General features: G+C 73.2%; 9 protein-coding genes and 1 pseudogene. 7 read left to right on the top strand and 3 right to left on the bottom strand.

Annotated elements, in window-relative coordinates:
• The first annotated feature begins 64 nt into the window (after positions 1 to 64).
• The 3 genes from K7B10_RS17195 to K7B10_RS17185 all read left to right on the top strand — a co-directional run bounded on the left by K7B10_RS17195 (position 65) and on the right by K7B10_RS17185 (position 5,456).
• Positions 65 to 1,693, top strand: coding sequence for a succinic semialdehyde dehydrogenase (locus K7B10_RS17195; protein WP_229336919.1), 1,629 nt, complete (start codon positions 65 to 67; stop codon positions 1,691 to 1,693).
• A gap of 25 nt (positions 1,694 to 1,718) precedes the next feature.
• Positions 1,719 to 3,539: a GMC oxidoreductase gene (locus tag K7B10_RS17190; protein ID WP_229336917.1), complete on the top strand. Its 1,821-nt coding sequence runs from the start codon at positions 1,719 to 1,721 to the stop codon at positions 3,537 to 3,539.
• Positions 3,540 to 3,767: 228 nt separating this feature from the next.
• Positions 3,768 to 5,456 carry a peptidase gene (locus K7B10_RS17185; protein ID WP_229336915.1) on the top strand — a complete coding sequence of 563 codons (1,689 nt, stop codon included), beginning with the start codon at positions 3,768 to 3,770 and terminating at the stop codon, positions 5,454 to 5,456.
• Positions 5,457 to 5,746: 290 nt separating this feature from the next.
• Here K7B10_RS17185 and K7B10_RS17180 read toward each other — a convergent pair.
• A pseudogene (locus tag K7B10_RS17180) lies at positions 5,747 to 6,043 on the bottom strand (chorismate mutase); the annotation flags it as partial.
• Between the two features lie 304 nt (positions 6,044 to 6,347).
• On the opposite strand from K7B10_RS17180, the gene guaA reads away from it, so the two are divergent.
• The 4 genes from guaA (at position 6,348) to K7B10_RS17160 (ending at position 10,838) form a co-directional block, all read left to right on the top strand.
• Entirely contained in the window at positions 6,348 to 7,940 is a 1,593-nt protein-coding gene (guaA, locus tag K7B10_RS17175) for a glutamine-hydrolyzing GMP synthase (protein WP_229336913.1), read from the top strand.
• A 122-nt stretch (positions 7,941 to 8,062) separates the two neighbouring features.
• Positions 8,063 to 8,866 carry a class II aldolase/adducin family protein gene (locus K7B10_RS17170; protein ID WP_229336911.1) on the top strand — a complete coding sequence of 268 codons (804 nt, stop codon included), beginning with the start codon at positions 8,063 to 8,065 and terminating at the stop codon, positions 8,864 to 8,866.
• Positions 8,867 to 9,019: 153 nt separating this feature from the next.
• Positions 9,020 to 10,270: a hypothetical protein gene (locus tag K7B10_RS17165; protein WP_267501414.1), complete on the top strand. Its 1,251-nt coding sequence runs from the start codon at positions 9,020 to 9,022 to the stop codon at positions 10,268 to 10,270.
• A gap of 103 nt (positions 10,271 to 10,373) precedes the next feature.
• The gene (locus tag K7B10_RS17160) at positions 10,374 to 10,838 is read left to right on the top strand and encodes a TQO small subunit DoxD (protein WP_229345163.1); all 465 of its coding nucleotides are present in this window, start codon (positions 10,374 to 10,376) and stop codon (positions 10,836 to 10,838) included.
• Here the strand turns inward: K7B10_RS17160 and K7B10_RS17155 are convergent.
• Together K7B10_RS17155 and K7B10_RS17150 are read right to left on the bottom strand one after the other, a co-directional pair.
• Positions 10,784 to 11,008, bottom strand: coding sequence for a hypothetical protein (locus K7B10_RS17155; protein ID WP_229336907.1), 225 nt, complete (start codon positions 11,006 to 11,008; stop codon positions 10,784 to 10,786). The genes K7B10_RS17160 and K7B10_RS17155 overlap by 55 nt on opposite strands.
• Positions 10,995 to 12,341 (bottom strand): PspC domain-containing protein, encoded by a 1,347-nt coding sequence (locus K7B10_RS17150; protein ID WP_229336905.1) that lies wholly within the window; start codon positions 12,339 to 12,341, stop codon positions 10,995 to 10,997. Before K7B10_RS17150 ends, K7B10_RS17155 begins: the two co-directional genes overlap by 14 nt.
• Between the last annotated feature and the right edge of the window lie 49 nt (positions 12,342 to 12,390).

The raw sequence follows: 12,390 nt of genomic DNA, 5'->3' as shown, positions 1-12,390 counted from the left end.
GAAATGGCAAAATCCGGTTACCGACGGGTACCCAAAGCCCCCCGGGCGGAATACGCTCACCGCCATGACGGACTCGCAGGCCCCGGCCCCCCTCCGCAGCGCACCGCAGCCCACCAACCCGGTCGCCCCCGCCCCGGCCGGTGCCCGCACCGCCGCCGACGTCGTGACCCCCGACCTGGTCACCCGGCTCACCCGCGGAGTGATCGGCTCCGGCCGGACCGCCAACCACAGCCCCTTCACCGGGGCCAAGCTGGCGGACCTCCCCGAGGCCACCCCCGAGGACGTCGCCGCCGCCTTCGACCGGGCCCGTGCCGCCCAGGGCGCCTGGGCCGCCGTCCCCGTACGCAAGCGGGCCGCCGTACTGCTCCGCTTCCACGACCTGGTCCTGGCCCGCCAGGCCGAGGTGCTCGACCTCATCCAGCTGGAGACCGGCAAGGCCCGCCTGCACGCCCACGAGGAGGTGCAGGCGGTCGCCGTCGCCGCCCGTCACTACGGCCGCAAGGCCCCCTCGTACCTGCGACCCAAGGGCCACACGGGTGCCATCCCCACCCTCACCAAGGTCACCGAGCTGCGCCAGCCGCGCGGGGTCGTCGGCCAGATCGCCCCCTGGAACTACCCCCTCGAACTCTCCGTCGGCGACGCGCTGCCCGCCTTCGTCTCCGGCAACGCCGTCGTCATGAAGCCCGACACCGAGACCGCGCTCACCGCCCTGTGGGCCCGTGACCTGCTGATCGAGGCCGGACTGCCCGCCGAGGTCTTCCAGGTCGTCCTCGGCGACGGACCCGTCGTCGGCCCCGAGGTGGTCCGGCACGCCGACTACGTCTCCTTCACCGGCTCCACCCGCACCGGCCGCGAGGTCGCCCAGGGCGCGGCCGCCCGCCTGGTCGGGGTCACCCTCGAACTCGGCGGCAAGAACGCCATGCTCGTCCTCGCCGACGCCGACGTCGAGAAGGCCGCCGCGGGCGCCGTCCGCGCCTGCTTCTCCTCCGCCGGCCAGCTGTGCATCTCCATCGAGCGGCTGTACGTCCACGCTGGGATCGCCGACGCGTTCGTCGAGCGGTTCGCCGCCCGTACGAAGGCCATGCGGCTCGGCGCCTCCCTCGCGTACGGCGCCGACATGGGCTCGCTCGTCGGCGAGCGCCAGCTGGAGACCGTGCAGCGGCACGTGGACGAGGCCGTCGCCAAGGGCGCCACCCTGGTCGCGGGCGGCACCGCCCGCCCCGACATCGGCCCGCTCTTCTACGAGCCCACCATCCTGGACGGGGTCGAGGCGCCGATGGCGGTCTGTGGCGAGGAGACGTTCGGCCCGGTCGTCTCGATCTACCGGTTCACCGACGAGGACGAGGCGATCGCGCAGGCCAACTCCACCGCGTACGGGCTCAACTCCAGCGTCTGGACCAAGGACGCCCGCCGCGGCCACGCCGTCGCCGCCCGCCTGCGCACCGGCACCGTCAACATCAACGAGGGCTACGCCCCCGCCTACGGCAGCGCCCAGGCGCCCATGGGCGGCATGAAGGACTCCGGCCTGGGCCGCCGGCACGGCTCCGAGGGCATCCTCAAGTACACCGAGGCCCAGACCGTCGCCCACCAGCGGCTGCTCCCGATGGCGCCCTCGCTGGGCATGGACGACGAGAAGTACGCGGCGTTCATGACCCGCAGCCTCAAGGTCATGAAGACGCTCCGATTCCGTTAGGCACCACCGCTCGGGAGGCACCGCAGTGTCGGACAACACCGACGAGTACGACAGCGAGAACGCGTACGACTACGACGTCATCGTCATCGGATCGGGCTTCGGAGGATCGGTCTCGGCGCTGCGGCTGACCGAGAAGGGGTACCGGGTCGGCGTCCTGGAGGCGGGGCGCCGGTTCACCCGCGAGAGCCTGCCCCGCAACAGCTGGGACCTGCGGAACTACCTGTGGGCCCCGGCCCTCGGGCTGTACGGGATCCAGCGGATCCACCTGCTCGGCAACGTGATGGTGCTCGCGGGCGCCGGGGTGGGCGGCGGCTCGCTCAACTACGCCAACACCCTGTACGTGCCGCCCACCGCCTTCTTCGAGGACCGGCAGTGGGCGTCCATCACCGACTGGCGCGAGGAACTCGCCCCGTACTACGACCAGGCCAAGCGGATGCTGGGGGTACGCCTCAACCCGACCATGACCCCCTCCGACGTCCACCTGAAGGCCGCCGCCGAGAAGATGGGCGTCGGGGACTCCTTCCACATGGCCCCGGTCGGCGTCTTCTTCGGCGACGGCGCGGACGCCGAGGCCGGGGGCGGCCTCACGGCCCGCCCCGGCGAGGAGGTCCCCGACCCCTACTTCGGAGGCGTCGGTCCCGCCCGCAAGGCCTGCACCGAGTGCGGCGAGTGCATGACCGGCTGCCGGCACGGTGCGAAGAACACCCTGAACGAGAACTACCTCCACCTCGCCGAGCGCGCCGGAGCCGTCATCCACCCGATGACCACCGTCACCGCGCTCGCCGAGCACCCCGACGGCGGGTACCGCGTCCGCACCGTCCCCACCGACGCCCGGCGGCGGGGCGCCTCCAAGGAGCTGCGCGCCCGGTACGTCGTCGTCGCGGCGGGCACGTACGGCACCCAGACCCTGCTGCACACCATGAAGGACAACGGGCTGCTCCCGCGCCTGTCGGCCCGGCTCGGCGAGCTGACCCGGACCAACTCCGAGGGGCTGGTCGGCGCGCAGACCGACGACCGCCGCTACCGCAGGCGGCACGGGAACGGCCCCGGCAAGGGGCAGCGGGCCGACTTCACCCGGGGCGTCGCGATCACCTCGTCCGTGCACCCCGACGCCGACACCCACATCGAGCCCGTCCGCTACGGCAAGGGCTCCAACGCCATGGGGTTCATGACGGTCCTCCAGGTGCCGTACGCCAGGCACCGGGTGCGGGCCTGGTTCGCCCGGACGGCCAGGCACCCGGTCCAGCTCGCGCGCTCGCTCTCCAACCGGCGCTGGTCGGAGCGGACGATCATCGGGCTCGTCATGCAGTCGCTGGACAACTCGCTGACGACGTACCGCAAGCCCGGCGGCCTCGGCAAGGGGCTGCTCACCGCCCGCCAGGGCCACGGCGCCCCGAACCCGGTGCAGATCAAGGAGGCCACCGAGGCCGCCACCCTGCTGGCCGAGGAGATCAACGGCTTCCCCGGCAGCAACATCGGCGAGCTGATGGGCACCCCGCTGACCGCGCACTTCCTCGGCGGGTGCCCGATCGGCGCCTCCGCGGAGGAGGGCGTGGTGGACCCGTACCACCGGCTGTACGGGCATCCGGGCATCTCGGTGGTGGACGGCTCGGCGGTCTCCGCGAACCTCGGCGTCAACCCGTCGCTGACGATCACGGCGCAGGCGGAGCGGGCGATGTCGTACTGGCCCAACAAGGGCGAGCGGGACCCGAGGCCGGAGCAGGGCGCCGCCTACACGCGTCTGGCGGCGGTGGAACCGGCCCGTCCGGCGGTCCCGAAGGAGGCCTTCGGCGCGCTGCGGCTGCCGTTGCTGCTGCCGGTGCCGGAGGTTCCGAAGAAGGCCTGACGGCGAAAGGGGGCCTGACGGCAGGAGGCCTGACGGCAGGAGGCCTGACGGCCGCCCGGCGGGCCCGCCCGGCACGTGTCGCGGCGGCGGGTTCTGCGCTCCCCCTCCGAGCGCAGAACCCGCCGCCGCGTACATAAGTGACAGGTGATCAGTCCGGATGGTTGCATGTGATGCCCGTCACCCTCCGAAGGGGGCAACCGAGACCCGTACTCGGCGGTCTCGATCTTCATGGACAAGCGCATCTCCCTTTTGGCCGCTACGGGATTGGCGGCGCTGAGCCTCGGCGCGGCCGCCCCCGCGCTCGCCGCGGAACCGGTCTTCCCCCTCGGCGGCCCCTCCACCCTGGTGCTCCAGCCGTACCCGGACTCGGGCGCGTCGAAGGAGCGCAGCTTCCGCTACGAGCTGGCCTACGTGGGCCCCGGGAACAGCTTCCCGGGCGAGTTCACCGTCACCATCGACCTGACCAAGACCGCCGGGGCGGCGTCGGTCCGGCTCGACCCGGCCAAGCCCCGGCCGAACTGCACGACGAGCGCCACCGCGATCGTCTGCAAGCAGCAGGGCCTGTCGGTCGGGGGCGGCGCGAACGCCAACACCTTCGACCTGCTGGTCTCCGCCGCCAAGGGCAGCAAGAGCGGCGCGAGCGGCGAGATCGCGGTCAAGGGCCAGGTGGCGGGCGCGAGCGTCACGCCGGTCACCACCAAGCTGACCGTGGGCGGCCCCGACCTGCACCTGGGTGAGCTCAGGCTCACGTCCGAGGTGACGGCCGGCGAGCAGCAGGACCTCCCGCTGGCCTTCGCGAACCGGGGCACGCTGCCCGCCAGGTCGGTCGCGCTGGAGCTGGACGCCTCGGCCGGAGTGGAGCCGGCGGAGACGTACGACAACTGCCGGCGTGAGGACCACGGCGGCAGGGGCGCCACCACGGTCTGCCGCGTCGAGGGCGAGTTCCTGCCGGGCGAGTCCTACCAGCTCGCCCCCGACTCCCCGCTGCACCTCAAGACCACCGAGCGCGCCTACCAGGACCGGCTGCGGTACGGGGTCGTCCCCGACCCGGCGCCGGGCAAGGACGCGAACGACGGAAAGCCGGCCACCGGCAAGACGCTGAAGCTGGTCAAGGCCTCGGCGGCGGTGCCGGTCACGGACTCCAACGTGGACCCGCGGAGCGCCCGGCGCGCCGAGGACACCGACCTCAACCCCGCGGACAACGAGCGCAGCCTCGAGTTCACCGCCAAGGGTGCCCGGGCCGACTTCGAGGCGGTCACCGCCTCGCCCTCGGGCAAGGTGGGCGACACGGTCGCGGCCGAACTCGGCTTCCGCAACAAGGGCCCGGCGGTGATCAGCCACCTGCGCTCGGGTCAGAGCGTGGCCCGTACCGACATCGTCGTGCCGGCCGGCGTGCAGGTCACGAGCGTGCCCCCGAACTGCCGCGCGGTCAACGCCGACGGCGGTGACCGTACGGACCAGCTGGGCGCGCCGCGCTACTTCTGCGACGGCGGGCTGTTCGCGGACGCCGCCGGTACGTACACCGGCCGGTTCACGATGAAGATCGAGAAGGCCGTGGCGGACGCCAAGGGCTCGGTCACCGTCGGCGAGCCGGTCGCGGGCGGCACCAAGCCGCTCTCCTTCGACCCGGTCGCGGCCAACGCCAAGGCCGTGTTCGCGGTCGAGGTCAAGGGCGGTACGAGCCCGAGCCCGTCCGGCTCGGCCTCCGCGTCGCCGTCCCCGTCGGCCTCCGCCTCGGCTTCCGCTTCGGCGTCGGCCTCGCCGAGCACGTCCGTGTCCGCCGCCGGCGGTACGGGCGGCAACCTGGCCTCGACCGGCAGCTCCGTCGGCCCGATCGCGCTGGGCGCGCTGGGCGCGGTGGCCGTCGGCGGCGCGCTCTACGCGGGGACGCGCCGCCGCTCCGGCGGGCACGCGTAAGCGCAGGGCCGCGTAGCGGACCGAAGACACGGAACGGCCGGTCCGGGGCGTCCCCCGGGCCGGCCGTTTTCGGGGTGACCGGGCTGCTGTCCCCTGCCGTCCGGTCACGCGAAGGAGCGAGGTCCCACGACGTACCGCCCGAAGGGCCGTACGTCTCATCGCTCCTGAAGAGCCACGCGTGGTGCTGCGGTCCCGCGCCTGGCTGACGCGGCCATCCACACCAACGAAGGGTGCCGGGGCCGGTCACGGTCCGGACGGGTGACGAACAGGCGTAAGGCCCGGCGCGGGCCTCAGACCCGGCCGCGGCACAGCTCCAGCAGGGTCATCGCGAGGGTGGTCCCCGGCTTGCCGAGGGCGTCGCTCCAGTGCGCGAGCACCTCCATCTCGCGCGAGAGGTGCACCCGGCGGCCGCCGGAGGTGATCCGGGCCTCCTGGATGACGGTCGAGACGGCCATCCGCTCCTGGATCAGGCCGATGATCCGGTCGTCGATGGCGTCGATCCGCTCGCGGGACTCGGCGATCAGCTGCGCGGGGGTGGTGGTCACGGTCATGTTCTTACTCCTGTGGTTCGTACCGGCAGGAGCGGAAACGCCAGAGCGCCCCGGTCCTGTCGGACCGGGGCGCTCTGGGAAGTCAGCGGCTCAAGCGAGCATCACACGGACCCATGGCGACCGGACCGGCCGGTGCCATAGGTAAAGAGGAAGCTCAGCTGCTTGCGCATGAACCGGATTATGGCCCCCCGCCCGCTCCCGGACCAACCCGGCCCGGATCGTGAGACGCCCCGTCCGCCGCCCCGCGTGACGTGGACCTCGGATGGTGCGACAAAGTGGCAGCCGGCGCCACCGGTAGAATCGACAAAACAGCCACCCTCTTCCGCCGGAAGGCCGCCCCGTGCCAGAAGCACCCTCCGCCGCCCACGACAGCGCCCCGGACACGGTTCTCGTCGTCGACTTCGGCGCCCAGTACGCCCAGCTCATCGCCCGCCGCGTCCGCGAGGCACGGGTCTACAGCGAGATCGTCCCCAGCACGATGCCGGTGGCCGAGATGCTCGCCAAGGACCCGAAGGCGATCATCCTCTCCGGTGGCCCGTCCTCCGTGTACGAGGAGGGTGCCCCGCGCCTGGACGACGCCAAGGCGCTCTTCGGCGCCGGGGTCCCCGTCTTCGGCATGTGCTACGGCTTCCAGCTGATGGCGACCACCCTCGGCGGCACCGTCGACAACACCGGCGCCCGCGAGTACGGCCGTACGCCGCTCGCCGTCTCCAAGAGCGGTTCCACCCTCTTCGAGGGCACCCCCGAGAACCAGTCGGTGTGGATGTCCCACGGCGACGCCTGCTCCGCCGCCCCCGAGGGCTTCAGCGTCACCGCGTCGACGAACGTCGTCCCGGTCGCGGCCTTCGAGAACGACGAGAAGAAGCTGTACGGCGTGCAGTACCACCCCGAGGTGATGCACTCCACGCACGGCCAGCAGGTCCTGGAGCACTTCCTCTACCGCGGCGCCGGTCTGGAGCCCACCTGGACCACCGGCAACATCGTCGAGGAGCAGGTCGCGGCCATCCGCGAGCAGGTCGGCGACAAGCGCGCCATCTGCGGCCTCTCCGGCGGCGTGGACTCCGCGGTCGCCGCGGCCCTCGTGCAGAAGGCCATCGGCTCCCAGCTGACCTGCGTCTACGTCGACCACGGTCTGATGCGCAAGGGCGAGACCGAGCAGGTCGAGAAGGACTTCGTCGCCGCCACCGGCGTGCAGCTGAAGGTCGTCGACGCGCAGGAGCGCTTCCTGAACGCGCTCGCCGGCGTCTCCGACCCGGAGACCAAGCGGAAGATCATCGGCCGCGAGTTCATCCGCGTCTTCGAGCAGGCCCAGCTGGAGATCCTCCAGGAGGACGGCCCCGCGGTCGCCTTCCTCGTGCAGGGCACCCTGTACCCGGACGTCGTCGAGTCCGGCGGCGGCACCGGTACCGCGAACATCAAGTCCCACCACAACGTGGGCGGCCTGCCCGACGACATCGAGTTCGAGCTCGTCGAGCCGCTGCGCCAGCTGTTCAAGGACGAGGTCCGGATGGTCGGCCAGGAGCTCGGCCTGCCCGAGGAGATCGTCCAGCGCCAGCCCTTCCCGGGTCCCGGCCTGGGCATCCGCATCGTCGGCGAGGTCACCAAGGAGCGCCTGGACCTGCTCCGCGAGGCCGACGCCATCGCCCGCCACGAGCTGACCGCGGCCGGCCTGGACCGCGAGATCTGGCAGTGCCCGGTCGTCCTCCTCGCGGACGTCCGCAGCGTCGGCGTCCAGGGCGACGGCCGCACCTACGGACACCCGATCGTGCTGCGCCCCGTCTCCTCCGAGGACGCGATGACCGCGGACTGGACGCGCATGCCGTACGAGGTGCTCGCGCGGATCTCCACCCGCATCACCAACGAGGTGCCGGACGTGAACCGCGTCGTCCTCGACTGCACGAGCAAGCCCCCGGGCACCATCGAGTGGGAGTAGTCCCCACCCCTCGCGTGTACCTGGCCGAAGCCGCCGTTCCCCCGGGAGCGGCGGCTTCGCCGCGTGTATGGCCACTTGGCGCGGCCGCCGGTACCTTGCGCGGCGAGCCGAAGGAGGGGGTCATGCCGGATCAGCCCGCGCCCGGACCCGGACCGGTGCCCGCGCGTACGCCCGAACCCGCGCCCGCGCCCGTACCGGTGGACCGGCTGCGGTTCGCGCTGCCACCCGTCCACACCGACCCGGCCGAGGAGCGCGCGTACCGCAAGGAGCGGCTCGCCGGGGCGCTGCGGCTCTTCGGCCGCCTCGGGTACGAGGACGGGGTCGCCGGGCACATCACGGTGCGGGACCCGGGGTTCGCGGACTGCCACTGGGTGAACCCGTTCGGGCAGGCCCTGTCCGCTCTCCGTGCCGACGACCTGCTGCTCGTCGACGGGGACGGGCGCGTGCGCCGGGGCGCGCACCGGGTCAACGAGCTGGCCTTCTCCGTGCACGCGGCCGTCCACCGGGCCCGCCCCGACGCGGTCGCGGTGGTGCACGCGCACGCCCCGTACGGCAGGGCGCTGGCCGCGCTCGGCGAACTGCTCGCCCCGATCAGCGAGGAGGCCTGCGCCTTCTACGAGGACCATGCGCTCCTGGACGGATTCGCCGGGCCGCAGGACGCCGCGCGGATCGCCCGCGCCCTGGGTCCGTACAAGGCGCTCGTCCTGCGCAACCGGGGGATGCTGACGGTCGGCGACTCGGTGGACGCGGCGGCCTGGTGGTTCATCGCGGCGGAGCGCGCGGCGCAGGTGCAGCTGATCGCGCGGGCCGCCGGGAAGCCGGCGGCGATCGACCACCGCGCCGCCCTCGCCGCGCGGGAGCGTTTCGGCTCGGATCTCGCCGCCTGGGTCAGCTACCAGCCGCTCTGGCAGACCGTCGCACCCTGAGAACACTGGGCCGAGCGGGTGGCGTCAACATCATGAACGGTTAATCACCTGCTCTGACATCGTGCGCAATCCGGAGCACTGCCGCAGTGGTGCACAATTCGCTGGCATTGCACCGTAGTTCAGAGAGGCGGCACGCACGTGGCTGTCCAAGAGATGTCCCGAAGCACCCACGGCGGCGCCTGCACCTGCGACGACTGCCCGCACGGCGCGCAGGAGGGGCACCGGCGCGCCGTCGCCGCGTTCACCGAGAAGCGCGACGAGTTCGCCGCCGGCCAGGGACTGCCGGCCGCGGTGGCCCGCTCCGCCGGGGCGTCGCGGCAGTGGGTCTCCGACGAACTGACCCTGTCGGCCCGTACGGTCGCCGACCGGGGCCGGGAGGCCGGCAACTCCTGGCTGTACCTGTTCTCGCGGCGGGCCGTGCTCGCCGTGTGGATCGCCGCCGGGGTGCTGCTGCTGGTGCAGGTCGGCACCGCGCTCGGCACCGGCTGGTCCACGGCGCGGACCGCCGGGCTGCTCACGGCGGTGGTCCTGGCCGGGCTGCTCACGGTCGCCGCCCGCGCCCAGTCGCTGCGCGGCGGGCTGCTCGCCCCGCTGGTCGGCGAGGACAACCGGCTGTCCACCTCGAAGGCGGTGCCGAGCGCCTGGGCGGTACTGACGGCCTTCGCCGCTCTGCTGCCCGCGCTGCGGCTGGCCGCCTCGGCGCCCGGCCCGGAACGGCAGGCCCTGTACGCGGGGCTCGCGCTCGGACGGGCGCTGCCGCTGCTGGCGGTGGTCGCGCTGACCTCGGCCGTGGCGGTGCTGGTGCGCCGGGTGGTCACCGTGCGGATCATGGGCCAGCGGATGCAGAAGCTGCCCGCGGACCGGCCGCGCGGGGTGGACCTGTTGACGGACGACGCGGGCCGGGGGAGCTTCCCGGACGCGCAGTACGTGCTGGTCTCCACGGTGGTGCTGGCCTTCGCGGCGGTGTCGATGGCCCGGTTCCCGGACCGGCTGCCGCGGCTGCCGTGGGCGCTGGCCCTGCTGGTGGCCCTGTCGGCGGCGGTGTACCTGGCGGCGAAGTACGCGGAGGTCACCCGTCCGCTGATCCTGTCGGTGGTGCGCCGACGGGAGCCGGGCGACCTCGACGCGGCCATCCGGCCGGGCGACGACATCGAGATCCGCGGGGTGGGCTTCGTGCCGCCCGGGGCGCAGACCCCCGAGATGCTCGCCCGGCTGGTCGTACGGGTCGGGGCCGTTCACGTGCACGTGCCGCTGGTGCCGGTCGCGGGCGGGTTCACCAACCCCTCGGACGCGGCCCTGACGGTGCCGGTACCGGCGGAAGTGGAACCCGGGCGCATCGAGGTGCAGGTGGTGACGGCCGCCGGAGTGGAATCCAACCGCTGCACCATCGACGTGGCCGAGTGAACCGGGGTACACATGGGACGTGACCCGAACTGACGTCCCTTCCGCCGGCTCTTCCGGCTCTTCCGGCGCTTCCGGTCCCGCCGGTCCTTCCGGCCGGTCCGGACTGCGGGAGCGGGCCGCCCGGTACGCCCTGCTGCCGCTGCGGATCTTCCTCGGCGTGACCTTCACCTACGCGGGCCTGGACAAGCTGACCGACTCCGCCTTCCTGCACGCCTCCGGCACCGGCTCCATCGGCGAGCAGATGCGCGGCGTGCGCGACACCTCCGCGATCCCCGCCCTGGTGGACTGGGCGCTGCTCTCGCCCGTCGGCTTCGGGGCCTTGCTGGCCGCCGGGGAGCTCCTGGTGGGACTCGGCGTACTGGCCGGCCTGCTGACCCGGGTCGCTGCCGCCGGCGGAGCGCTGATCTCGCTCAGCCTGTGGCTCACGGTGTCCTGGACGGTGAGCCCTTACTACTACGGCAACGACCTGGTGTACCTGATGGCCTGGATCCCGATGGTCATGGCGGGGGCGCCCTATCTGTCGCTGGACTCGCTGATCCGGTCGCGCCGGTCCCGCCGGATCGCATAGGTCACGATCCCCACCAGCGCGGCCAGGCACAGCCCGCCCACGGTCATCGGGATGACCAGGAACCAGGGCAGGTCCGCCTCGCCGGTCGCGTCGAGCAGATACAGCACGCCCGCGGCCACCAGGATCAGGCCGGCCAGCAGCCGTCCGGGCTGGAACTCATGACGCGGCACGGGCCACCTCCACCTGTCCGTAACCTGCGCTCAGGTCCAGCTCGATCGTCCCCCCGGCCTCGGTTCCGGCGGACGGCTTCAAGGTCGCCTGCTGGCTTTCCCCGCCGCTCTTGACCCGTACGTCCTGGCTGGTCTCCCCGGGCATGTGGATGTCGCCCAGCTTCACCGAGACGTCGGCCTGCGCGGTGACCTCGCGGGGCACGATCACCTTGAGCCGGCCGGCCTCCACGGAGGCCCGGACGGACAGCGTGGTGCCCTTCGGCACGTCCAGCCGGCTCAGGTCCAGTGTGGCCAGCCCGGTGCCCGCCGCGTAGACGGGCCTGACGTCGGCCACCGCGGCCGGCCGCCACTCCACGGACTTCCAGTCCGTGCCGATCTCACGCGGCAGCGCGGAGGCCCCGGCCAGCAACCCGGCCGTGATCACCGCCAGCAGGATGGTGCCGAAGCCGGTGCGGCCCTTGACCGAGCTGACCGCGAGGCCGAGCCCGAACACGGCGAGCGCCGAGGCCAGGCCCAACTGCAGCGCGTGCGAGAGGGTGCTGCCCTGCCAGACCGCGGCGGTGACGCCGCCCCCGGCCAGCAGGGCCAGGACGAACACCCGGCCGCCGATGCCGCCGCGCGGGACCCTCGGGGCGGCGGCCCGCTCGGGGGCGTCCTCGCCGCGGCCGCCCCCGATGTTCCGGGCGGCGTTGGCATCGGCCGAGTCGTCCGGCCCCCACAGGTACCCCGTGGATCCCACGGGGCCGGTCGTACCGTCCTTGACCAGCGGGTCCCGCCACCAGGACGGGCTGCCGGGCACGGGCGGAGCCTGGGTCTCCGGCGGGGCGGGGGCCGGCCGGTGCACCGCCTGCGGCTCGGCCTCGGGGGCGGCGGCCTTCCGGCGGCGCTGCGACCAGTACCCGGCCCCGCCGAGGGCCAGGATGACCAGGACGGAGAACACGGCCAGCCCGCCGTTGTCCAGCATCGACAGGAACAGCGCGCAGCCCACCAGGGCCGCGAACACCGCGGCGAGGGTGGCCCCCTCGACCCGGCCGGTCAGCAGCTTCTTGGCCTCGCTGTCCTCCTCGCCCTCCACCGGCAGCAGCAGCCACGCGAAGCCGTAGAAGATCAGGCCGACCCCGCCGGTGACCGCGAGGACGCCGAGCACGATGCGGAAGATCACCGGGTCCAGGTCGAAGTACCGGCCGAGGCCGCCGCACACGCCCGCGAGGACCTTGTCGCGCTTGCTGCGGCGCAGCGGCGGCCGGTCGGCTGCGCGGTCTGCGGGCCGGTCGCCGGGCGGCGGTGCCGTGGTGGCACCGGCCGGCGAAGGCGGGGAGTCGTGCTTGGTCATGGCTCCATGGTGACAACCCGCCGCGCCCCGCGGCACCGGGCCCGACCCT

This window comes from Streptomyces flavotricini (assembly GCF_020639365.1).
GTDB classification, from domain to species: domain Bacteria; phylum Actinomycetota; class Actinomycetes; order Streptomycetales; family Streptomycetaceae; genus Streptomyces; species Streptomyces flavotricini.
This window is presented reverse-complemented; position numbering and strand designations above follow the sequence as displayed.